21 protein-coding genes and 2 pseudogenes are annotated in these 21,039 nt (G+C 71.2%); 4 read left to right on the plus strand and 19 right to left on the minus strand.

Going from position 1 to position 21,039, the window contains the following annotated elements; translation table 11 throughout:
* Positions 1-5 precede the first annotated feature (5 nt).
* From ACFYZB_RS26360 to ACFYZB_RS26415, 12 genes are all read right to left on the minus strand, one after another.
* Positions 6-971, minus strand: a complete 966-nt coding sequence (locus ACFYZB_RS26360) for a hypothetical protein (RefSeq protein WP_388762977.1) — start codon at positions 969-971, stop codon at positions 6-8.
* Positions 968-2,455 carry an oligosaccharide flippase family protein gene (locus tag ACFYZB_RS26365; RefSeq protein ID WP_388762979.1) on the minus strand — a complete coding sequence of 496 codons (1,488 nt, stop codon included), beginning with the start codon at positions 2,453-2,455 and terminating at the stop codon, positions 968-970. The genes ACFYZB_RS26360 and ACFYZB_RS26365 overlap by 4 nt, the downstream gene beginning before the upstream one ends.
* The gene (locus ACFYZB_RS26370) at positions 2,418-3,245 is read right to left on the minus strand and encodes a Wzz/FepE/Etk N-terminal domain-containing protein (protein WP_388762981.1); all 828 of its coding nucleotides are present in this window, start codon (positions 3,243-3,245) and stop codon (positions 2,418-2,420) included. Before ACFYZB_RS26370 ends, ACFYZB_RS26365 begins: the two co-directional genes overlap by 38 nt.
* A 48-nt stretch (positions 3,246-3,293) precedes the next feature.
* The gene (wecB, locus tag ACFYZB_RS26375) at positions 3,294-4,409 is read right to left on the minus strand and encodes a non-hydrolyzing UDP-N-acetylglucosamine 2-epimerase (protein ID WP_388762982.1); all 1,116 of its coding nucleotides are present in this window, start codon (positions 4,407-4,409) and stop codon (positions 3,294-3,296) included.
* A 3-nt stretch (positions 4,410-4,412) separates the two neighbouring features.
* Entirely contained in the window at positions 4,413-5,672 is a 1,260-nt protein-coding gene (locus ACFYZB_RS26380) for a nucleotide sugar dehydrogenase (protein WP_388762984.1), read from the minus strand.
* Positions 5,672-6,442 carry a WecB/TagA/CpsF family glycosyltransferase gene (locus ACFYZB_RS26385; protein WP_388762986.1) on the minus strand — a complete coding sequence of 257 codons (771 nt, stop codon included), beginning with the start codon at positions 6,440-6,442 and terminating at the stop codon, positions 5,672-5,674. Before ACFYZB_RS26385 ends, ACFYZB_RS26380 begins: the two co-directional genes overlap by 1 nt.
* Positions 6,439-7,611: a hypothetical protein gene (locus ACFYZB_RS26390; protein ID WP_351212516.1), complete on the minus strand. Its 1,173-nt coding sequence runs from the start codon at positions 7,609-7,611 to the stop codon at positions 6,439-6,441. The genes ACFYZB_RS26385 and ACFYZB_RS26390 overlap by 4 nt, the downstream gene beginning before the upstream one ends.
* A gap of 269 nt (positions 7,612-7,880) precedes the next feature.
* On the minus strand, positions 7,881-8,480 hold the full coding sequence (locus ACFYZB_RS26395) for an acyltransferase (RefSeq protein ID WP_351212518.1): 600 nt from the start codon (positions 8,478-8,480) through the stop codon (positions 7,881-7,883).
* Positions 8,477-9,370: a dTDP-4-dehydrorhamnose reductase gene (gene rfbD / locus ACFYZB_RS26400; RefSeq protein WP_388762988.1), complete on the minus strand. Its 894-nt coding sequence runs from the start codon at positions 9,368-9,370 to the stop codon at positions 8,477-8,479. Before rfbD ends, ACFYZB_RS26395 begins: the two co-directional genes overlap by 4 nt.
* A 43-nt stretch (positions 9,371-9,413) precedes the next feature.
* Positions 9,414-10,433 (minus strand): dTDP-glucose 4,6-dehydratase, encoded by a 1,020-nt coding sequence (gene rfbB, locus ACFYZB_RS26405; RefSeq protein WP_388762990.1) that lies wholly within the window; start codon positions 10,431-10,433, stop codon positions 9,414-9,416.
* On the minus strand, positions 10,430-11,497 hold the full coding sequence (locus ACFYZB_RS26410; RefSeq protein WP_388762992.1) for a glucose-1-phosphate thymidylyltransferase: 1,068 nt from the start codon (positions 11,495-11,497) through the stop codon (positions 10,430-10,432). The genes rfbB and ACFYZB_RS26410 overlap by 4 nt, the downstream gene beginning before the upstream one ends.
* A gap of 10 nt (positions 11,498-11,507) precedes the next feature.
* Positions 11,508-12,488, minus strand: coding sequence for a DMT family transporter (locus ACFYZB_RS26415; RefSeq protein ID WP_388762993.1), 981 nt, complete (start codon positions 12,486-12,488; stop codon positions 11,508-11,510).
* Positions 12,489-12,740: 252 nt separating this feature from the next.
* On the opposite strand from ACFYZB_RS26415, the gene ACFYZB_RS26420 reads away from it, so the two are divergent.
* The gene (locus ACFYZB_RS26420) at positions 12,741-13,460 is read left to right on the plus strand and encodes an FAD binding domain-containing protein (protein ID WP_388762995.1); all 720 of its coding nucleotides are present in this window, start codon (positions 12,741-12,743) and stop codon (positions 13,458-13,460) included.
* A 346-nt stretch (positions 13,461-13,806) separates the two neighbouring features.
* On the opposite strand, the gene ACFYZB_RS26425 is transcribed toward ACFYZB_RS26420, so the two are convergent.
* The 5 genes and pseudogenes from ACFYZB_RS26425 to ACFYZB_RS26445 form a co-directional block, all read right to left on the minus strand.
* Complete coding sequence (locus ACFYZB_RS26425) at positions 13,807-13,932, minus strand: DUF899 family protein (protein ID WP_388763077.1); 126 nt, start codon at positions 13,930-13,932, stop codon at positions 13,807-13,809.
* A pseudogene (locus ACFYZB_RS26430) lies at positions 13,927-14,070 on the minus strand (DUF899 family protein); the annotation flags it as partial. The pseudogene ACFYZB_RS26430 and the gene ACFYZB_RS26425, both read right to left, overlap by 6 nt.
* A gap of 10 nt (positions 14,071-14,080) precedes the next feature.
* Positions 14,081-14,344 (minus strand): hypothetical protein, encoded by a 264-nt coding sequence (locus ACFYZB_RS26435; RefSeq protein WP_388762997.1) that lies wholly within the window; start codon positions 14,342-14,344, stop codon positions 14,081-14,083.
* A gap of 39 nt (positions 14,345-14,383) precedes the next feature.
* Entirely contained in the window at positions 14,384-14,734 is a 351-nt protein-coding gene (locus tag ACFYZB_RS26440) for an ArsR/SmtB family transcription factor (RefSeq protein WP_388762999.1), read from the minus strand.
* Positions 14,721-15,155: an SRPBCC domain-containing protein gene (locus tag ACFYZB_RS26445; RefSeq protein WP_388763001.1), complete on the minus strand. Its 435-nt coding sequence runs from the start codon at positions 15,153-15,155 to the stop codon at positions 14,721-14,723. The genes ACFYZB_RS26440 and ACFYZB_RS26445 overlap by 14 nt, the downstream gene beginning before the upstream one ends.
* Positions 15,156-15,536: 381 nt before the next feature.
* Here ACFYZB_RS26445 and ACFYZB_RS26450 point away from each other — a divergent pair, with 381 nt between their 5' ends.
* The gene (locus tag ACFYZB_RS26450) at positions 15,537-16,028 is read left to right on the plus strand and encodes a hypothetical protein (protein WP_388763002.1); all 492 of its coding nucleotides are present in this window, start codon (positions 15,537-15,539) and stop codon (positions 16,026-16,028) included.
* Between the two features lie 251 nt (positions 16,029-16,279).
* On the opposite strand, the gene ACFYZB_RS26455 is transcribed toward ACFYZB_RS26450, so the two are convergent.
* Positions 16,280-16,972 (minus strand): DUF899 domain-containing protein, encoded by a 693-nt coding sequence (locus ACFYZB_RS26455; RefSeq protein WP_388763004.1) that lies wholly within the window; start codon positions 16,970-16,972, stop codon positions 16,280-16,282.
* Positions 16,973-17,439: 467 nt separating this feature from the next.
* Between ACFYZB_RS26455 and ACFYZB_RS26460 the strand changes: the two are divergent.
* Both ACFYZB_RS26460 and ACFYZB_RS26465 read left to right on the plus strand, forming a co-directional pair.
* Positions 17,440-17,799: pseudogene (locus ACFYZB_RS26460) on the plus strand (serine hydrolase); the annotation flags it as partial.
* Positions 17,800-17,944: 145 nt separating this feature from the next.
* A complete protein-coding gene (locus tag ACFYZB_RS26465) occupies positions 17,945-19,576 on the plus strand; it encodes a sigma-70 family RNA polymerase sigma factor (RefSeq protein WP_388763006.1) in 1,632 nt (543 codons plus the stop codon).
* Between the two features lie 22 nt (positions 19,577-19,598).
* On the opposite strand, the gene ACFYZB_RS26470 is transcribed toward ACFYZB_RS26465, so the two are convergent.
* The gene (locus tag ACFYZB_RS26470; protein ID WP_388763008.1) at positions 19,599-20,897 is read right to left on the minus strand and encodes a lanthionine synthetase LanC family protein; all 1,299 of its coding nucleotides are present in this window, start codon (positions 20,895-20,897) and stop codon (positions 19,599-19,601) included.
* Between the last annotated feature and the right edge of the window lie 142 nt (positions 20,898-21,039).

The following is a 21,039-nucleotide window of genomic DNA, read 5'->3' on the forward strand; positions in this document are numbered from 1 at the left end:
CTTCCTCAGCCGGCCGGCGCCGGGCTGATCGGGGTGCCGTCGGAGAAGCGGTTGTTGCGCCAGACGTTGCCGGAACCGCCGGCGTTCCAGGCGGTGACGGCTCCGTAGAAGCCGCTGTTGTGGTGGTAGCGGGTGGAGAAGACGTTGTCGGTGACCGTGATCCCGGTGGCACCGGGGCCACCCCCGTACAGGGCGTACGCGCCGCCGGCCAGCAGATTGCCGTCGACGACCGTGTCGGAGACGTGGCCGGTGTCGGCGAACAGACCCAGGGCGGCGGAGGCTCCCCGGTCGACGCCGACCGGGTTGAGCAGTGTGTTGTGACGGATGATCAGCTCACCCTTGTTGCCGCCGCCGCTGATCACCGCATCGGTGTGCTGCCACTCGCCCCCGTTGTTGCGGAAGGCGACGAGGTCGTGGACGTAGTTGTCGTGGAGCTGCCCCTGCCCCGTGGACAGGGCGTTGCCGAAGACCGAGATGTCGCACCAGCCGACCTCGACGGAGCTGGTGCCCATGTTGGAAACGGCGTAGTCGACCCCGCCGTTGTCGGGGCCCTTGCCGGGTACGGCGGTGATGGTGCTGTGGAGGATCCTCAGGCCACGGTGGCCGGGGCGCAGGTTCACACCCCACCAGTTGGTCGACCTGATCCTGCTGTCGACGATGGTCACGTCGTCGGCGTAGACGTCCAGCGAGCCCGTGATGTCCCACCCTTGGATGACGGTCCCGTCGGTCGTGACGCTCAGGTTCCCCGTGGAGTGCGGTGTGAGGGGGATGCGGGGGCCGGTGGTGCGGGCGTCGGGAAAGCCGGCTTCACCCGGCGGCGCAGTGGTGGTGTGCGACGCGCCGGGGGAGTGGCTCCGGGCGGGCGGCGCGGAGTCGGTGCCCGAGGTGCCCGAGGTGCCCGAGGTGCCCGAGGAACAGGCGGCGCACAGCAGGAGGGCCAGACCGGCGAGCAGGCGGCGGAGCCCCGTCATACGGTCCCCGCCGTCCGGGAGCCGAGCAGGAAACGGCGGCTGGGCAGCACGCACACCACATAACAGGCCAGGGCGGCCGCGCCGATGACGAACAGGGCGGGGCTGCCGTCGCCGAGGACCCGCTTTGCGACGAGGATCACCACGGTCATCACGCTCCCCCCGAAGAAGGGCCACGCGCAGGCCCTGGCGATGTGGACGAGGCCGATCCCGGCCCGGCCGAGGGCGTGGAGGAAGGCCGGTACGACGAGTCCGGCGGCGACCAGCACATGACCCTGGGAGACACCGACGATGCCGCCCAGGCGGGCGCCGACGATCAGGGCGGGGACGAGGGCGACGACCCACAGCCCCTGGGTGAGGACGAGGGAGCGACGCTGCCCGGTGGCGACCAGGCAGTCGTAGGCGAGTTCACAGCCGATGCGGACCAGGCCCAGGGCCATCAGCCAGGGCAGCGCATCGGCGGCGGGCACCCATGTGCTGCCGTACACCAGGTGGACGACCGGGGCGGCGAGGCCGCCGAGCAGCACACACAGGGGTACGGTGCCGGTCACCAGCACGCCCAGAGCGCGGCTGAAGCCCTGGGCGAGGGCCTGCGGGGAGTCGGCGAGGCGGGAGAAGCCGGCGAAGGAGACGCGGCGGGCGGCCTCGGAGATGACGCGTACCGGCCAGCCGGACATGTTGAACGCCAGGACGTAGAAACCGAGGGAGACCTGGCCGAGGGTGGAGCCGACGACCATGGTGTCCACATTGACGACGGCGAGGGCGAGGAGGCTCGCGCCGGCCAGCGGCAGCCCGAACTTCAGCAGCGCGCGGGCCTGTTGGGGATCCCAGCCGAACCGCAGGGTCCCGGGGGCGGCCAGGGAACAGCCGACGAGGGCGGCGACGTTACCCGCGACCGCACCCACGGCGAAGCTCATCGCGCCCCATCCGGCGAAGGCCAGCACCAGCGTCACCGCGGTGCTGAGCACGAAGTTGAGCGCGTCGACCAGCATCCGCCTGCCCTGGGCGAATTCCCGGGTCAGAAAGCCGGCGGGCACCTGGGCCACCCCGTCGATCACCAGGCACAGACACATCACCCGCAGCACGCCCGAGGCGTCCGGCGAGTCCAGCAGCCCGGCCACCGTCGGTGCGGAGACGAAGAGGGCGGCGTACAGCAGTCCGCTGGACACGGTGGCCAGCGTCAGTACCGTCGGGGCGAAACGGCGGGCGTCGCCGTCCCAGCGGACGATGGCCAGGCTGACGCCCAGTTCGTTGGCGGAGAGCAGAACCAGGAGAACGGTCTGGGCGATGCCGTAGACGCCCCACTGGGCCGGTCCGAGGGCGAAGCGCGCCAGCAGGATGCCGGTGGCGAAGTTGCCGAGGCGCATCACCACGGTGTTGATCAGGCTCCAGCGGGCGGCTGAACGAACCTTGACGCCGAGGGAGTCGGGAGCGGAGGTGTCGCCCGGCTCAGCGGTCTCGCTGTCCGGTGTGCGAACGCTGTCCATGAGTCGGCTCCTCGTCGAGCGGCTCGGCGGCGGGTGCCACGGACACGACGGGCCGTCCGGCCCTCGGCCCCGTGGCGTTCTGGATGTCGGCCGACCGCGACCAGCCGGGCGTCGTCCGGAGGGCCATCGTCTGCTCCGCGACCGGTTCCCCGGCCGCCGCCTGTGCGGGTGCTTCCGGCCCCGCCGACGTCCGTGAGCGGCGGCGCGCCTCCACGTAGAAGACGGCGACCAGGCTCAGCACCAGGCCCAGGCACCCGGCCATGACCATGTACTCGAGCCGGGCCTTGGTCTGCGCCACCGGATTCTGCGGCGGCACGACGGTCGTCATCCGGATCATGGCCTTCGGGGCGACCGACTGCTGCTTCTGGAACTGATCCAGCCGGTCCTGGGCGTACGTGGTCAGGATGCGGTCCGAGGCAAGAACGGCGGCCTTGTCGGTGCCGGTGACGGTGAGCCACATCAGCGGCCCCTGCGCGTTGTCGGCGAGCTTGGCCTCGAACGTGCCCGTGGCGCCACGGGACGTGAGGTCCCGGAGCGAGTCGTCGGAGTTGAGGTTGCGGGCCAGACTGTCGGCCATGCCGGTGAGCGAGGTCTGGCTGCTCAGGAACGGGTTGCCGTCATAGGCCACCGTGGCCTTCTGGGAGTTCAGCAGCACGACCGTGCTCTGCGACTGGTAGGTGACCGGAACCAGCAGGGCCACGGCGACCGTCAGACCGGCGGTCAGCAGCAGTCCGGGCAGCAGGACGTACCAGCGCCTGCGAATGACACGGAAGATCTCAGCCAGATCCATGGTCCCCCCTCGTGACCCGCCCCCCGACGAGCATAAGTTGCAAGCGGATCATATGGGGAAGGTTTGGTCGGTGGGCCGCGGTCGCGTGCTCGCGGTGCCTCCCGCCAGCAGCACGTCGGCGATGCGGTCGCTCGCGCGCCCGTCCCACAGTTCGGGCCGACGCGGCGCGGGCGGATCGTCCAGCACCCGGTGCACGGTGGTCACGATGCGCGCCGGATCGCGGCCCGCCAGCACATTGGTGCCCTGCTCGACGGTGACGGGCCGCTCGGTGTTGTCCCGCAGGGTCACGCACGGCACACCCAGCGCGGTGGTCTCCTCCTGTACGCCGCCGGAGTCGGTCAGCACGACCCGGGCGGAGTCCTGCAGGGCGATGAAGTCCAGGTATCCGGCGGGCGGCACGAGGCGGATGCCTCCGGGGACGCCGATGTCGGCCAGTCGCTGCGCCGCGCGCGGGTGCACGGGCAGCAGGAGCGGGCAGCGGCCGGCGATCTCGCCCAGGGCCTTCAGGAGCGCGGCGAGGACCTCGGGGTCGTCCACGTTGGCGGGGCGGTGCAGGGTGACCAGGCCGAACTCGCCCCGGTCCAGGCCGTACCGGCCCAGGACGTCCGAGCCCCTGGCCCGCTCCAGGTTGGCCAGCAGCGTATCGATCATGACGTTGCCGACGAGGTGGATCTGGTCGTGCCGGTACCCCTCCGCGCGCAGGTTGTCGGCGGCGTCGGGCGAGGGGGCGAGCAGGTAGTCGCTGACGCGGTCGGTGGCGACCCGGTTGACCTCCTCCGGCATGCTCCAGTCACGGCTGCGCAGGCCCGCCTCGACGTGGGCGAGCAGCGGTCCGGCCTTGGCGGTGACCAGGGCGCAGGCCAGGGTGGAGTTGATGTCGCCGACCACGACGACGATGTCCGGGGACACCTCGCCGAGCAGGGGCTCGAACGCGGTCATCACACGTCCGGTCTGCTCGGCGTGGGTGCCGGACCCGACCCCGAGGAACCGGTCGGGCGGCCGGATGCCGAGGTCGGAGAAGAACACGTCGTTCATGGCCGGGTCGTAGTGCTGACCGGTGTGGACGAGGACCACCTCGGCGCCCTGGCGCTCCAGGGCGTCCATCACCGGCTTGATCTTCATGTAGTTGGGGCGCGCCCCGGCGACGCAGAGGATGCGCGGCATGGCTCAGAGCACCTCGATCGTGGGTCCGGAGGGCAGTCGTCGCCGGCAGTCGAGGACGAACGGGGCGTGCTCGGCGACGAGTTCGTAGTCGAAGCTGTCATGGTCGGCGAGCAGCACCACCACATCGGCGGCCGCCAGTTCCTGGGGTGTCAGCTCGACCCGCACCAGCCGGGTGTCCACCGGCAGGCCCTCGACGACGTGCGGGTCCGCCGCCTTGACCTGGGCCCCCATGTCGAGCAGCAGCTGGGAGATGCGCAGGGCGGGCGACTCGCGGGCGTCGCCGGTGTTCTTCTTGTACGCCAGACCGAGCAGCAGGATGTGCGAGCCGTTCACGGAACGACGTCTTTCGTTGAACAGGTCGCCGATACGGCGCGCCACGTACTCGGGCATGTGGTTGTTGATGTCGTTGGCCAGTTCCACGAAGCGGAAGCTCTGACCGAGCTCGCGCTGCACCCGCCAGGACAGGTACGAGGGGTCGATCGGCAGGCAGTGGCCGCCGACGCCCGGTCCGGGCGTGAACCTCATGAAGCCGAAGGGCTTCGTGGAAGCGGCGTCGATGGCCTGCCAGACGTCGATGTCCAGGTGGTGGGCGAACATCGCGATCTCGTTGACCAGCGCGATGTTCACATGACGGAAGGTGTTCTCCAGCAGCTTGGCGAGTTCGGCCTCCTTCGGCGAGCCCACCGGCACGGTGGTGTCGACGAGCCCGGCGTAGAAGCCCTGAACGGCCTCGAGCGACGCGGCGTCGACGCCGGACACGACTTTCGGGGTCTCCTTGAAACCCCAGACGGCGTTTCCCGGGTCGATCCGCTCGGGGCTGTAGCCGAGGTGGAAGTCGGTGCCGGCGGCGAGGCCCGAGCCGTCCTCCAGAATGGGCCCGAACAACTCCTGGGTGGTGCCCGGATACGTGGTCGACTCGAGGACGACGGTGGCTCCCGGGCGCAGGTAGCGGGCGAGGGTGGCCGCCGACTCCCTGATGTAGCGGAGGTCGGGGGTGCCCTCGTGCAGCGGGGTCGGAACGGTCACGACGGCGACGTCGAAACCGCCGCAGTCGCGGGCCGATTCGCTCGGGCGGTAGGTTCCCCGGTCGAGTGCCGCGCGGATCCGCTCGGAGGAGACGTCCTCGACGAAGGACTCACCGGCGGACAGGCTCTTGACCCGCCGGGAGTCGACGTCGTAGCCGATCACCTCGTGTCCGACCTCGGCGGCGCGGATGGCCAGTGGCAGGCCGACGTATCCCTGTCCGACCACGACGACGCGCATCAGTGACTCCTGTTCGCGGGAGCGGCCGACGGGTTGAGCCGGATGAGCTCTCGCGCCGTCATGAGGAGGAAGGCAGCATTGGTGGTGAGATAGCGTCGGCCCAGACGGCGCGGTTCCTGCAGCACGCGGTAGAGCCACTCCAGGCCCCACCGCTGCCAGGACCCGGGGGCCCGCTTGGTGACCCCGGCCAGGATGTCGAAGGAGCCGCCGACACCGTGTACGACGCGGGCTCCGGTGCGTGCCCCGTAGGCGGCGGTGAAGATCTCCTTCTTGGGCGAGGTCATGCCGAGGAACAGCATCTGGGCGCCGCTTCGGGCGATCGCCTCCGCTATCGCCTCCTGCTGGGAGTCGTCGAAGTAGCCGTTGCGGCTGCCGGCCACCTCCAGGCGGGGGAAGCGGTCGGCCACCCGGCGCAGCATCTGCTCGAGCACGTCCTGTCTGGCGCCGAGGAAGTACACCGGCAGGGCCGCCGCCTCCGCCTCCGTCAGCAGCCGGAGGAAGAGGTCGATACCGGCCACGCGTTCCGGCAGCGGTGCGCGTAACACCCGGCCGGCCCAGACCACGGCCTGTCCGTCGGCGAGGACGAGGTCGCAGCCGGACACGGCCCGGGCGAGCCGGGCGTCCCGCCGCATGTTCACCAGCTTCGCGGCGTTGACCACCCCGATCTCGAGCTGTCTGCCGTCCCGGACCGCGTCGAGGCAGCGCGCCACGGTCTCGTCCATGGTCAGCGGGTCCAGCTCGACCCCGAACAGCGTCTGACGCCCACTCATATCCGGCCGCCCTGCCAGGCGTGGAGCATCCAGCCGAACTCGTACGGCCGGCATTCGCGGTCCACGGAGAGGGGCCGGTACATCCGGTCCAGGGACTGCAGCCGTAGGTTCGGAGCGACTCGGGTGCCGAGTCCCCGGGCGGCGCGTACGGCCTTCTTCGGGTCGCCCCGGTAGACCTTGCGCCAGGTGGCACCGAGCTCGTCGAGGATCAACGGCTCCCGGTGCTCCGGGCGTTCGGCCAGTTCGGGCACGTCCGTCATCCAGCGCAGGCCCTTGCGGACCGACGCGCCGAAGTCGGTGCCGCCGGCGTCGGCGAGATCGAACAGCGCGGTCGGCGCCATCGCGTGCTGGTGGACGCTGTAGACCGGGTAGCCCTCCACGACGCCACCCGTGCGCGCGTCGTAGTGCCACCACCACTGCCCGCCGTCGCCCTGCAGCTCGCAGATGCGCGCCGCACACGCCTCGGCCGCGGCCAGTGCCTCCGGATCGCCGTGCCCCTCGCCGCTGGCGTGCGCGCGGGCCAGCGCCTGGAGCGGGTACGTCTGGTCGGCGAAGCAGCTCACGTGCGCCCGGTACCAGGGCACCTTGCCGGGTCCGGTGGCGTGCGGGAACAGCGGGCTGTCGCCGATCCGGGCCCGGAGCAGACGGTCACGGGCCGAGGCGAAACGTCTCTCCACATCGACCGTGCCGCGAGCCGTCGCGAGGGCGGACAGCACCCAGGCCGCCTCGACGGTGTACTGCGGCCGGTCCTCCTCGTCCAAGGCGTCGACTCGTGCGACGGCGTCGGACAGTTTGGGGTGTTCGGTCTCGGCGGCCGCCCAGGCGATGAGCGCCGCGTCACCGAGATCGGTCACCGCCGGGAGTGACTCGATCAGCAGGCCCGTGAACTCCTGGGCGCTGCGCCCGCCGAGCACCGCGCGCTGGCGCTGCTCGGGGAGGAACCGCGCTCCCAGCGCGGTGATGGCCGCGTACCGGGTGCTGGTCCCGCGCCGCTCCAGGGTCCATGAGCCATCGGGCGCCTTCCGCCCGGCCATGGTGAAGACGAAGGCCTCGCCGCCGGGGAGCAGCATCGACGGAAGCCCCGACTCCGCGACCGTGAGCAGCCGTTGGGCGAGCGCGAGGAGTGACGGCTCCTCACGACCGAGCGCCGCCAGACGTGTTGTAGTCATCCTTCGGACACACCAACCCCCCTGTGGGTCGCGTTGTGCGCAGGCTTGTGAACGCCGCGTCGCGGACGGCCACGCGGCGGAAGACGTACGTCGGACTTCAGACGTCAGGCGTCGGAGTGGTCCTCACTCCTCGCTGTGGACACAGGTGTCCCCACCCGGTAACCCCCCCTGGGCACTGGCTTGTGCGCTCACTGTGCCCGGTCTGCACAGTTCGCACACATGTTATGCCTGCACGTGTTCGAGGATCGGCGTTTTGGGAGAATCAGTTGTCATGCACGCTCGACGAGTTCGCCGTCCTTCTCGTCGTACGGCGCTCCCGTCTCGGGGCACTCCCAGCCACCCGGCTCGCCGTCCCGCTCCACCAGCCGCACGCCGGCCCGGCCGACCCAGCCGATCCGGCGCGCCGGAACGCCCGCCACGAGCGCGAAGTCCGGCACGTCCCGGGTCACCACGGCGCCCGCCGCGACCAGCGCCCAACGACCGATGCGCACCGGCGCCACGCACACCGAGCGGGCCCCCAGGGACGCTCCCTCGCCCACCACCACCGCCACGGCCTCCCAGTCGCCACCGCGCTTGAGCCGGCCCTGCGGATCGACCGAACGGGGGAAGTGGTCGTTGGTGAGCACCGCCGCCGGGCCGACGAACACCCCGTCACCGAGCTCGGCGGGTTCGTAGACCAACGCGTGGTTCTGGAGCTTCACGTTGTCGCCGATCCGCACCCCTGGGCCGACATACGCCCCGCGGCCCACGATGCACCCGCTGCCCAGCCGGGCGTCCTCCCGTATCTGGGCCAGGTCCCAGACCGTCGTCCCGTCACCGATCGCCGCTGTCTCGTCGACCTGGGCGGTCGGCTGGATCCTGAAGTTCACCGGGCGGAACCTTTCTTCTCGTTGAGGAGAGCCGGAAGAGCAGCCGCCAGCGCCTCGCGCCAGGGACGGATCGGTTCGATGCCCGTCCGCCGCCAGCGCTCGTGCCCCAGGACGCTGTACGCGGGACGGGGAGCGGGCCGGGCGAAGGCCGTGCTGGTGGTCGGCCGGACCCGGCCGGGGTCCGCGCCGAGCAGCCGGAAGATCTCCCGCGCCAGCCCGAACCAGGTCGTCTCACCACCGCTGGTGCCGTGGTAGACCCCGGCGGGCGCGCCACCGGCCAGGGCCGCCTGTCCGAGCCGTACGAGCCGGTCCGCGAGGTCCACCGTCCACGTCGGCTGTCCACGCTGGTCGTCGACCACGTCGACGGTGTCCTTGACCGTCTCCAGTTCGATCATCGTGTCGACGAAGTTGCCGCCTCCCGCCCCGTACAGCCAGGCCGTGCGCACGACGTACCCCGCGTCCGGGAGCGCCGCCCGTACCGCCTGTTCTCCCGCCAGTTTGGTACGTCCGTACGCGCCGCTCGGTGCCGTCGGGGCGTCCTCGGGACACGGGCTGGTCGCGTCACCCGCGAGCACATAGTCCGTCGAGACCTGGATCAGCCTGGCACCCGTCCGCGCACACGCCTCGGCGAGGTGCCGGGGCCCGCCGCCGTTGACCCGCAGGGCGTCCGCCTCGCGTGCCTCGGCGTCGTCAACGGCCGTCCATGCGGCGCAGTTGACCACGATCCGGGGCCGGTGCATGTCGATCGCACCGTGCACCGCGTCGGCGTCCGTGATGTCGAGACCGCCACGGGCCAGGCCGACGGCCGCCTCTCCGTCCCGGCGAAGCCGCTCCAGCACGTCCTGCCCCAGCATTCCGGTGGCGCCGGTGATCAGCCAAGTGGTGGTCATGGTCACCTGTTCGTCTGTTCGTCGGGAAGAGGGTGTGGACGCGTCACTGGAGCGCCGCTCGCTCCTTCAGCGGCTCCCACCAGGTGCGGTTCTCGCGGTACCAGGTGACCGTCTCCGCGAGGCCGGTGGCGAAGTCCTTGCGGGGCGCGTAGCCGAGCTCATCGCGGATCTTCGTGCAGTCCACGGAATAGCGGCGGTCGTGGCCCTTGCGGTCGGCGACGTACTCGACGCTGGTGTCCCAGTCCGCGCCGCAGGCCTGGAGCAGCAGGGCGGTCAGCTCCTTGTTGGTCAACTCGGTTCCGCCGCCGATGTTGTAGACCTCACCCGCGCGCCCCTTGGTGCGCACCAGCTCGATGCCCTGGACGTGGTCGTCGATGTGCAGCCAGTCGCGGACGTTGCCGCCGTCGCCGTACAGCGGGACCTTCCTGCCGTCCAGCAGGTTCGTGATGAACAGCGGGATGACCTTCTCGGGGAAGTGATGGTGCCCGTAGTTGTTGGAGCAGCGGGTCACCCGCACGTCGAGGCCGTGGGTGCGGTGATGGGCGAGGGCGATCAGGTCGCCGGCCGCCTTGGAGGCGGCGTACGGGGAGTTGGGGCACAGCGGGTCCGTCTCCGGCCAGGAGCCGAAGTCGATGGAGCCGTAGACCTCGTCGGTGGAGATGTGCACGAAGGTCTTCGAACCTCCGTGGCGCAGCGCCGCGTCCAGCAGTGTCTGCGTGCCGAGGACGTTGGTCCGGGTGAACTCGGTGGCGCCCAGGATCGAGCGGTCCACATGCGACTCGGCGGCGAAGTGGACCACCTGGTCGTGCTCGGCGAGCAGTTCGTCGACCAGTGCGGCGTCGCAGATGTCACCCTGGACGAAGGCGAATCCGGGGTGATCGCGCACCTCGTCGAGATTGGCCGGATTGCCCGCGTAGGTGAGTTTGTCCAGCACCGTGACCACCACCCCACCCGGGCCGGCCGGGCCGAGCAGCGTGCGGACGTAGTGCGAGCCGATGAAACCGGCACCGCCGGTCACCAGAATCCGGGTCGGGCGGGCAGGAGGGGACACGGGGGCCGTCATGACGATATCTGCACCTTGCTGTGATCGCCGAGGACGAAACGGTGGGCGGCGGGCTTGCGGGGTGCGGGAGTGACCTCGACGTTGCGGCCGATGAGGGAGGCCTCCACCCGCCGGACCCCGCTCATCGAGGAGTCGCGCAGCACGATCGAGTACTCGATCTCGCTGTCGTCGATCCGGCAGTCCCCGGCTATCGAGGTGAAGGGGCCGACGTACGAGTCCGTGATCACGGTGTTCGCGCCGACGACCGCCGGGCCCACGATCCGGCTGCCGGTGACCTTCGCCCCGGCCTCGATCCGCACCCGGCCGATGATCTCGCTGTCGTCGTCGACCGTACCGTCGATGCGGCGCTCCAGGGTCTCCAGGACCGAGCGGTTGACCTCGAGCATGTCGGTGACGTTCCCGGTGTCCTTCCAGTACCCGGAGATGATCGTGGAACGCACATCACGTCCGGTGTCGATCAGCCACTGGATCGCATGTGTGATCTCCAGCTCCCCGCGCCAGGACGGCTCGATGGAGCGCACGGCCTCATGGATCGCCGGGGAGAACAGATAGACGCCCACCAGCGCCAGCTCGCTCTTGGGATGCCGGGGTTTCTCCTCCAGGCCGACCACCTGCCCCGCCGTGTCCAGCTCGGCGACCCCGAACGCGGTCGGGTCCGGCACCTTCGTCAACAGGATCTGAGCCTCGGGCCGCTCGCCGCGGAAGGCGTCCACCAGATCCCTGATGCCGCCGACGACGAAGTTGTCGCCGAGGTACATCACGAAGTCGTCGTCGCCCAGGAACTCACGCGCGATCAGCACCGCATGGGCCAGCCCCAGCGGTGCCGCCTGCGGGATGTAGGTGACCTCCAGCCCCCATGCGGAGCCGTCGCCGACCGCCTCCCGGATCTCCTCGGCGGTGTCCCCGACGATGATCCCGACCTCGGTGATGCCCGCCTCGGCGATGGCTTCCAGGCCGTAGAACAGCACCGGTTTGTTCGCGACCGGTACAAGTTGCTTCGCCGATGTATGGGTTATGGGGCGCAATCGGGTACCTGAGCCACCAGACAACAAAAGTGCCTTCATGCATATCACCCTACTTACGTCGGACTTGCTGACGGGGGGATTCCGCTATCGGGCGGGACGGCATGGCCTGAACCCCCCGCTGGGGCTTGGAATCCACATCCGTGGCCTCTGCGCCGGGAACGCTGCGTGGACGCAGGCCGGCGACCAGGCCGAGGATCAGCACGGCGATGCCCAGCCACACCGACGGCCTCGGCGCTCCGCTGCCCGAGACCGCGCCGACGACGGCCGCGGCGAGCGGCGCGATGCCGGTGAGCAACCCCGCTCGCCCCGCCCCTGCGGCGCGGACCGTCGAGTACCACAGCACGAAGGCGACCGCCGTCACCATCAACGCCAGATAGCCGACGGCCGCCCACTGGGGCCCGGACAATTCCCGTACGGCCGACGGTCCTTCCGCCGCCGCGCCGAGGACGGCCAGCAGCACACCGGCCAGCCACATCGCGTGCACGGACACGCCCCACGGCGAGTGCCGCCGCAGCAGCGGCACCGCGAGCAGTGTGAATGCGGCCTCGCAGCCCAGAGCCAGCACCGCCCAGGCCACCCCGACGGCATCAGTGCGGCCCGTCCCCTCCACCAGCACCGCACCCGCCATGACGACAGGCGCCGCCCCCAGCACCTGCCGGCTCGGCCTGCGCCGCTCCAGCACCGGGCCCACCACCCCGAGAACCACCGGTACGCACGCCACCGCGACCGCGACCACCGCGGGTTCCGCATGGCCGACGCCCCGGACCACGGCCACGTTGAACAGCACCAGACCGGTGACCGCGATCCCGGCCAGCCACAGCCACTCCCGGCCCCGCGGCCACAGCAGCCGAGCACCGGCGAGCCGCGCCATGACCAGGACGATCACGGTCGCGGCCGCGTACCGGACCGCCTGGGTGGTGAACAGCGGTGCGTCGATCAGTGTGCGCGAGACGGTGACGCTGCTGCCGACCAGCGCCATCCCGGCCATGCCGGGGACGAGCCGGGCGAGCGAAACGGAAGGTGTGTCCATACCGCCCACGCTGCCCGCACCGCGGAGGTCCTGGACAGGTCCACAAGGTCACCGGTGCACGGGTCCAAAACCCCCGCCCGGCGGTCCGGACCGGCGGGGCGCCGGCGCTGCCCGACGAGAGCGTGCACGGCGTGCTCGTGTGAGCCCTGTACGCGCCCCCGCCCGGGCGAGAAGACTGCCTCGGCGAGGGCGGTCGACCACGGCATCACCCACCGCCTTCGGTCGACTCGCGAGAAAGGCAGGCCGGTCGCTGTGTTGCTGCGTCTCCCCACGTCGGTGTCCGAAGCCCAGGAGTGCCTGTCCGAGGGAGCCGTGCCGATCGGCGGGGCCACGCTCGTGTGGGCCACATGGCAGCGGGACGGCTTCCCCGAACTGGCCGTGTCCCTGCGGGAGGTGCCGGAGGCCAACGTGCTGGGGCGGGAGACAGTGGGCGGCGCCGTGGTCCTGCACCGGATGGACGACCGGATGCCGGACGTGCTGCGCCGGGCGGCCGCCGCGGTGGGCACCGGGGCCGTGCGACGGACGGCGACGGTCGGCGGCAACCTCGTCGGCAGCACACTGCGGTGTCTGCTGCCCGCGGCGACGGTACTGGACGCCCGGGCGACGGTGCTGGATTCCGACGGCGTCCACGAGACGGACCTGGCCGAGCTGGTGACCAAGCGCCCCGTCCTGCTCAGCCTGCGCTGGCGCGAACCGATCGCCAGCGCCTATCGGAAACTGGCCGGCGAGGCCGGCGGACCGCCGCCGCTCGTCGTCGCCTCGGCGCTGTACCTCGACGGCGGTGGCGACCTGCTGCGGGTCGCGGTGCGCGACGGCTATGACGTGCTCAGCGGCAGCGTCCCGGGCGTCACCGACACCGAGGAAGCCCTGCACACGCTGCGGGCGGCGGCCTTCGGCGACCTGCCGACCGCCGCGTGGGATGTCGTACGCTCACAGGTCGCCGGCCTTTTGGGTGGCCGCGACACGGACTGACCTGCCCCACCACCGCTCGAGTGCGCCGGCATGCGCCGTTGCCATGGTGTGCCTTCCAGATCATCCGTGCTCAGCCGACCGGGCCGTGCCACTCGATGGCGCCGACTGTTTCCCTGATCATCGCATCCGAAAAGTGATCACCCCTGATCGGTCACCGTCGTCCCCGCTGGGTCCGGTGATGGTTCAGGGCCCTGGTTGAGCCGGCGGATCCCCGCGCTCGTGGCGACCGGGCTGTCCAACGACAAGGCCGCCGCCCAGACCGTGCTCGGCCCCGCAACGGCCCGAGTCGCCGGAGTGCCACACGCCGGTGCAGCCTCCCCGGGGCCCGGATCTCGGCAGGCCTCGCTCACCGGTTGTCGTGCTCGTCGTGGCGGCGCCACCAGAAGCCGGTCTCGTTGCGGCCGAGGGGCGCGCGGTCGAGCCACTGGTACATCCCCCACAGGACGTCCCGCCGCGAGCGTCCCCGGAACAGGTCGGCGAGCGACGCCGTTCCCTCCTCGGTCTCGAAGCGGTAGTCCTTGTCCACCCGCAGCCAGGGCAACTCCCGCGGCCGCCGGGCCAGTTCGTCACCGCGCCGGGTGCCGTGCCGAGCTCTGGTCTGTCCGGTCCTCCTCTCCTCGCTACATCGTCGGCGGCGTGAGCTCGTGGACGCCCGCGGTGATCACCACCACGGCGGCGACCGGCGACCCGTGCGGCCGGTCCAGTGCGTACGCCACGCCACCTGCGAGTGCCCACACGGCGAGGCAGGCCCCGGCGAACAGCGGCGCGCCTCGAAGCCCGCCGGCCACACGGACATGCAGGGCGACCGCCGGGGCCGCGCCCGGCAGCATCATCGCCCCCAGCACCATCGCCGGCGCGGTCGGGCGCCGGAATCCGATGTTCACCGTCGGTTCTCCCTCCGGTGTGTCAGGCGGCGGGCCTTGTCACGTGGATCCGCGAGCCTGATCGTCGAGATGATCTCTCAGTGCGCCGAGGGGGCTGTCCCAGTCGCGCGCCAGCGCGGCCAGGAACTGCTGCGCCACCTGCATCGGTGCGGACCGCAGCCGGTAGCGCACCCGGCGTCGCTCACCCGGTTCGGCCGTCACCAGGCCGGCGTCGGCCAGCAGGGCCAGGTGTTTGGCGATCGCCTGCCGCGTGATCGGCAGCCGGCCGGCCAGCTCCGTGGCCGTGGCCGGCCCCCCTGAAGCCAGCGCGGCCAGGATGGCGCGCCGGCTCGGGTCGGCCAGAGCGGCGAAGACCTGCTCGGCGATCGCCTCGATGTCAGGCTGCGGCATCGAGGTGGTCGACCAGTTCGCCCAGTTCGCGCGCCCAACCCTCGGTGTGGCCGTCGTACTCCTTGCGGTGGACCTCGTCCGGCAGCTGCGCGAAGCCGGTCTCGACCACTGTCAGCCGGGTGCCGGTGCCGACCGGTTGGAGCGTGAACTCCACATATGTGCGGCGCGGATCGTGCTCGGGCAGTTCGGCCGTGCGCCACGTGAAGCCGAACACCGTCGGCTCCTCCACTCGTTCCACCCGCATGTCGGCGGTGTGTCCGCCCTCCCATTTCATCCAGGCCGTGCCGCCCGGGCGTAGATCGATCGCGGCCTCGTCGCCGAACCAGGCGCTCAGTCCCTCGGCCGTGGTGAGTGCCGCCCACACCTTGGCCGGGGGGTGGGCGATCTCGATCGTCCGCTCGATTCGATCAGGGAATGCCATGACTGCCTCCACGGGTGTCGCAACCATCTGGTTGCAAGAGTATGGCAACCGGATGGTTGCGTCAACCGGATCGATGGGAGGCCCGGCGGACCCCCGTAGCACGGCTCGATCTCCCCCTGATGGAGCGACACGCTGGGGGTGCGGCAGGTGAGTGGGCATCAGGAGATCAGTCGAAAGGGCTAATGTCGCATCAATCCGCTTTTGTCTTCGGGTACTTGACGTCCGATGGCGCCTTCGGGGGAGTGGCGTGTCGCGATGGAAATACCCCGATCGGCGCCCAATGGAAGTCATTCAATATGACCGGTGTGTCCGCTGTAGGTACTTTTGATCACGACCGGCTGACGGGCCGGTATCTCTGAGACAGCAGACAGGAGAAACGACATGAAGGTCCCCCGTTCCACCGTGGTCACCGCTGGTCTCGCGGCCGCCGCAGCCCTGGCCGCGACCGGCATCACGTACGCGTCGGCGGCCGACGCCCCGGTGCCCCAGGCGGCCCCGGCCGCTGCCGCCGCGGCGCCCCTCGGCGGCGAATCCGGGCAGGGCAAGGGCAACGAGGGCCGCGGGGGCCGCGAGGGCCGCGAGGGCGACTGGGGCCGGATCCTGATCAACGAGCGGTCGTACTCCAGCCGGCCCGGCGACTGCATCACCGTGGTCAGCGGCTTGGGCGCCCGGAGCATCAACATCCGCAACGAGAGCGACAAGATCGTCGAGGTCTTCCGCGGGGTGGTCTGCGACAACGGCGCTCCCATCGCCATCGTCGGCCCCCACAGCTCCTCGGAAGGCGTGCACCCGCGCAGGGTCGATGACATCCATGTCAAGCGCGGAGTGGTGGCCAGCTTCCGCGTGGTCCGGCGCCACGGTGGCTGGGACTGATCCGGCGCCGAGTGCATGATGTGGGGCCCCGGCCCGCCGGAATCGGGCCGGGGCCCCCGATGCTGCCCATTGTCCGACAACGCACGCGCCTGCACACCCCGCCAGAGCCGCACACCAGGCGCTGCTCGCGCTGTCCGGGCGCTCGACCATACGTTCACCTGCCGATCCGCCGCCGGCTCCCTTCCTCGGTGTTGCCTACCGCCGAACGAGTGAGCGACCGCGGACACGCCCGGTCAGGCCGTACGGCAGTCCTAGGTGTGCTGTCCGGGTCCGTAGAGTGCCGCGATGTCTTCGGAGGAGCTCCACCGGCTGTAGGTCGGATCCTGTGGCCAGCCGTCGGGCGAGTCCTGCCATTCCTCCTGGCGGCCGTAGGGCAGCACGTCGATCAGCGCGAAGGTGTGACTGAGCTGCTCGACGCCACGGCCGTCGGTGTGCCAGGTCCGGTACACGGTGTCGCCGTCACGGAGGAAGACGTTGACGGCGAATCCGCCGCCGGGCGGTGCGCCGATGTCGCTGCCGAACGGGCTGTTCGCAGTGGAGTACCAGGCCATCCGGTTCCCGACGCGCCGCTTGTAGGCAAGTGCTTCGTCGATCGGCCCCTGGGTGACGACGACGAACCGGGCGTCATAGGCGTCCAGGAAGTCGAGTCGGGTGAACTGCGACGTGAAGCCGGTACAGCCCGGGCACTGCCACTGCTTGCCGGGGAACCACATGTGACTGTAGACGATCAGCTGCTTCCTGCCTTCGAAGACGTCCACCAGCCGGACCGGTCCCTTCTCACCCTCAAGGGTGTACTCGGGCATCCGGACCATGGGCAGGCGGCGACGCTGGGCGGCGATCGCGTCCAGTTCTCGGGTCGCGGCCTTCTCCCGGACGCGCAGGGCTTCGAGCTCTCGTTGCCAGGTTCCGGCGTCGACGACGGGCGGTAGTGCGTTGGTGCTCATGGTCCCTCGCTGTCGTGTGCGCAGTTCGCGGTCTCCAGGTGTAGACCCCGCCCCGCCGTCGAATTCATCGGCGCCCGGCCCGTGCGATCAGAGCAGCCGATCCAGTTCACCCCCGGCACCGGGAACAGCGGCGGTCCGTCAGCGCCCCGACAGGCTCCCCATCGACCTGACCGTCGGCACATCGGCAGGGGCGATCGTCCGTGCGCCGCCGGCCACCGGCCAGGCCCCCGACCGGCTTGGAAGCCCGCCGCGACCTGCCGGCTCGGCCGGTGGCCCGGTCCAGGTGGACCAGCGCCGACTCGGGGAGGTCTGGACCGTACTCGGCGATGCGGGCTCCGATCCCGCCGAGGCCCGGCGCCTCGTGGGGGAGCCGGCGCTTGCCGCAGAGAGCGGATCCGAGCAGGCTCATCTCGCGCGCATGCACGCCATGGTCGGCACGGATCGCCGGCCGGACCGGGCGCTGCTCAAACGACTGGCTGGCCTTCGCCCGCATGCTGCTGAACGGCGGCGAGGGCAACAGCCACCGCCTGCTCACCCCCGCCTCGGTCGGCCGCATGACCACCAACCACCTCACGGCCGAACAGCGCGCCGCCGTCCCGCTCTTCCTGGAGGGCCAGGGCTGGGGCTACGGCGGCCAGGTCGATGTCACCCCGGCCGCTCCCTGGAACGTACCCGGCCGCTACGGCTGGGTGGGCGGCACGGGTACGACGGCCCACATCGTGCCGTCCACGGGAACGGCCGCGATCCTCCTGACGCAGGTGGCGATGACAAGCCCGGCCCCGACCCCGCTGATGCGGGACTTCTGGACGAGCGTGGCGTGCTCCTGAACGACCCCGGTCGTCTCCGCACGTCCGGTCCTTGCTCCCCGCGCCGATTCAAACTCACTGCCGAAGAACTGTTATCCGGGCCGTGTCGAGTGATCTCCCAGTTATCGGACAGAATCGTTCGGCCTCGATGACGGGAAGCATTTGTATGAGTACGCAGGACGCGGCGGAGACGGCGATACTGGTCACGGCCGCCCGAGAGGGCGACACGCAGGCCCAGGACACGCTGGTCCACACCTACCTCCCGCTGGTCTACAACATCGTGGGCCGGGCACTGAACGGCTCGGTCGACGTCGACGACGTGGTGCAGGAGACCATGCTGCGCGCCCTGGACGGGCTGGGCGAACTGCGCACTCCTGAGCGCTTTCGCCCCTGGCTCGTGGCGATCGCGATGAACCAGGTCCGGGCGCACTGGCAGAACCGGCGCGCCGCCCCGGGCACGATGGAGGAAGCCGAGGACCTGGCCGATCCGGGTGCCGACTTCGTCGACCTGACGGTGGTCCAACTCCAGCTCGCCGGACAGCGACAGGAGACAGCGCAGGCGACGCGCTGGCTGGAACCCGAGGACCGGGGACTGCTGTCCCTGTGGTGGCTGGAGTGTGCCGGCGAGCTCACCCGGGCCGAGGTGGCGGCGGCTCTGGACCTGTCGCCCCAGCACACAGCGGTCCGGGTGCAGCGGATGAAGACGCAGCTCGAGGCGGCCCGCGTGGTCGTACGAGCGCTCGACGCACGGCCCCGGTGCGAGGAGCTGCGCATCGTGCTGGCTTCCTGGGACGGCAGGCCCTCGGCTCTGTGGCGTAAGCGAATAGCCCGGCACGCGCGCGGCTGCTCCCAGTGCAGCGGACTGTGGAGCGGCCTGATGCCGGCGGAGGGACTGCTGGCCGGTCTGGCGCTGGTCGCCGCGTCGCCCGCGCTGCCGGCCAGGCTCTCCACCTCTTCGGGGGGTGTTGTCCCGGCAGGGTCGGCCACACCGCTCGGGGTCACCGGGGGCGATACCGCCTCGGGCCCGGCCGCTGCACCAGGTGCCGCGCGGGGCGGGACCGGCTCGCGGCGCCAGTCCCGTAGGCGTCGGCGGATGCGGCGCCGGGCCGTCGGCGGGGCCGTCGTCGCGGCCTGCGTCGTCGGTGGCGGTCTGTGGTACTTCCGCATGGATTCCGGAACCGGCCGCGACAGCGCGAGCGCGGAGCGAAGAGCGGCCGCCCCGGTCCTGGACCTGGCCACGCCCAGTGCCAGTGGCGTGTCGCCGTCGGCCTCCCCCTCCCCGTCACCGACGAAGCCGAAGAAGCCGCGGGCCGGGAAGGCCCCGAGCCGCGGCAGGGCGAGCGGACCCACGGGGCGCCAGCCCGCCCGACCGGCTGCGACCCCGACGAGCACGGCGCCGTCCACGCCGGAACCGACCGACGTCGTCGGCCAGGTGGTCGCGCTGGTGAACAAGGAACGGTCGGGCGCCGGTTGCGCCCCCCTGACCGAGGACCCGCAGCTGCAACAGGCGGCCCAGGGCCACTCCGACGACATGGCCGCTCGCCACTTCTTCGACCACACCAACCCGGACGGCGCCGACCCCGGCCAGCGCATCACGGCCGCCGGCTATCGCTGGTCCACATACGGCGAGAACATCGCCCAGGGCCAGCAGACCGCCGCATCCGTCATGGAGTCCTGGATGAACAGCCCCGGTCACAGGGCGAACATTCTCAACTGCTCGTTCAAGGACATCGGTGTGGGCGTTCACAAGGGTGCGGGCGGCCCGTGGTGGACGCAGGACTTCGGTGCCAGGCAGTGACGCCGGCGTGCGCACCCGTCCCTCACGACATGGCGTCGGTACCGGAGAGGCGGACCGTGGCCCGAGCGGGCACCGCAGGCTGGTCCGGCCAGGTGAACGCGTACCGGGGATCACCCCCGCGGCTCAGCCGTACGAAACGCAGGAGTTCGCGGACGACGCCCGCGTTGCCCATCGCCCAGCCGGTGCACGGTTCGAGATCGCCCGGAGCGGACCGGTGCTCGAAGTTGGACCAGCGGGCACCGTCGATGTCCCGGATCGCGCGGGCGGCGAGGTCCGCGACGAGGACGTGGGCGAAGTCGTCGCCGTCGTGCTGTTCGGTGATCCGGTCGCAGGCCAGGGCGAGAACGCCCGCGGTACCGCAGCAGCGGCCGTTGTTGTCCCAGAAGCCGGGGCGCGGCCGCCGGGGCAGACCGGAGTGGGTGACCGTGTGCCAGCAGCGGTCGACGAGGGCGGGCCAGACCGGGTCGGCCGTGACGTCGCGCAGCAGCCGGAAGACCTGGGCGTCGCCGGCCGGGCCGTGGCACCAGCCGTAGCTGATGGGCTCGATCACGTCGGGTCGGTACTGCGGGGTGGAGTGCAGCACCAGGAAGCCCTCCGGGCCCGCTTCGTCACGCGCCACGACGTCCGCGGCACCGGCCAGCGCCAGCTCGACCAGGTCAGCGCGCCCGCAGGCCCGGCCGACCCGGGCCAGCGCCAGGACGATTCCGAGCGTGCCGTGCGAGATGTGGTGCAGACGGGAGTCGATGCCCGGGCGGTGGGCCCACTGCACGCCCGCCGGGGTCTGCTCGGCCGTCCGCAGATACGGCTCCAGGGCGAGGACGGCCAACTCGGCGTCGCCGGCCACGAGTGCGCCGAGGCCGATCCCCGCGTTGCCGCCCATCAGCTCGAACAACTCTCCCCAGCGCGTGCCGTCGAAGCCTGACCGCACCAGCCCCAGCGCGCGGTCCGCGGCCGCACCGGCGGCCGCGTCGCCGAGTTCGTCGTGAACGGCCCGCAGGACGAGGGCCGTTCCGGTGCGACCGAAGTAGAGGGAGTCGTCGTCGACACCGTCGAGGGAGTCCGCGAGGGCGCGGGCCGCGCGCAGGGCGGCGTCGGCGTGGGAGTCGTCGCCGAAGTGCCGCCACGCCTCCAGGAGCACGGGGACGATCCCGGCCGTACCGCTGTAGAGCGTCGGGTCGAGCTCGTCGTCGGAGGGCCTGGTCGCCCAGGCCAGGCCCCCGCCGACGGCTTCCCGCGCGACCGCGGTCAGCCACCGCAGCCCGTCCACCGCGAGTTCCTCGACCTCGCCGACTGCCACGACCGGGTCTTCCAATGCCGTCATGCGCCCACTCTCGCATGATCCAACGACCGCGCCCACGTTCGCGCACCGGCCAGGTGGTCGACCGGTCCCGTATGACCGCTCTCGACAAAATGGTCGGGTCGGAGAACCCGGCCTCGCAGCGGGACGGCGCTCGTCGACCGCG

This window comes from Streptomyces sp. NPDC001852 (assembly GCF_042891825.1).
Taxonomy (GTDB): Bacteria; Actinomycetota; Actinomycetes; order Streptomycetales; family Streptomycetaceae; genus Streptomyces.

Coding starts and splice junctions, on each gene's coding strand:
- ACFYZB_RS26360 (WP_388762977.1), bottom strand. CDS start 971: ATGACGGGGCTCCGCCGCCTGCTCGCCGGTCTGGCCCTCCTGCTGTGC.
- ACFYZB_RS26365 (WP_388762979.1), bottom strand. CDS start 2,455: ATGGACAGCGTTCGCACACCGGACAGCGAGACCGCTGAGCCGGGCGAC.
- ACFYZB_RS26370 (WP_388762981.1), bottom strand. CDS start 3,245: ATGGATCTGGCTGAGATCTTCCGTGTCATTCGCAGGCGCTGGTACGTC.
- wecB (WP_388762982.1), bottom strand. CDS start 4,409: ATGCCGCGCATCCTCTGCGTCGCCGGGGCGCGCCCCAACTACATGAAG.
- ACFYZB_RS26380 (WP_388762984.1), bottom strand. CDS start 5,672: ATGCGCGTCGTCGTGGTCGGACAGGGATACGTCGGCCTGCCACTGGCC.
- ACFYZB_RS26385 (WP_388762986.1), bottom strand. CDS start 6,442: ATGAGTGGGCGTCAGACGCTGTTCGGGGTCGAGCTGGACCCGCTGACC.
- ACFYZB_RS26390 (WP_351212516.1), bottom strand. CDS start 7,611: ATGACTACAACACGTCTGGCGGCGCTCGGTCGTGAGGAGCCGTCACTC.
- rfbD (WP_388762988.1), bottom strand. CDS start 9,370: ATGACCACCACTTGGCTGATCACCGGCGCCACCGGAATGCTGGGGCAG.
- rfbB (WP_388762990.1), bottom strand. CDS start 10,433: ATGACGGCCCCCGTGTCCCCTCCTGCCCGCCCGACCCGGATTCTGGTG.
- ACFYZB_RS26410 (WP_388762992.1), bottom strand. CDS start 11,497: ATGAAGGCACTTTTGTTGTCTGGTGGCTCAGGTACCCGATTGCGCCCC.
- ACFYZB_RS26415 (WP_388762993.1), bottom strand. CDS start 12,488: ATGGACACACCTTCCGTTTCGCTCGCCCGGCTCGTCCCCGGCATGGCC.
- ACFYZB_RS26440 (WP_388762999.1), bottom strand. CDS start 14,734: ATGCCGCAGCCTGACATCGAGGCGATCGCCGAGCAGGTCTTCGCCGCT.
- ACFYZB_RS26445 (WP_388763001.1), bottom strand. CDS start 15,155: ATGGCATTCCCTGATCGAATCGAGCGGACGATCGAGATCGCCCACCCC.
- ACFYZB_RS26450 (WP_388763002.1), top strand. CDS start 15,537: ATGAAGGTCCCCCGTTCCACCGTGGTCACCGCTGGTCTCGCGGCCGCC.
- ACFYZB_RS26455 (WP_388763004.1), bottom strand. CDS start 16,972: ATGAGCACCAACGCACTACCGCCCGTCGTCGACGCCGGAACCTGGCAA.
- ACFYZB_RS26465 (WP_388763006.1), top strand. CDS start 17,945: ATGAGTACGCAGGACGCGGCGGAGACGGCGATACTGGTCACGGCCGCC.
- ACFYZB_RS26470 (WP_388763008.1), bottom strand. CDS start 20,897: ATGACGGCATTGGAAGACCCGGTCGTGGCAGTCGGCGAGGTCGAGGAA.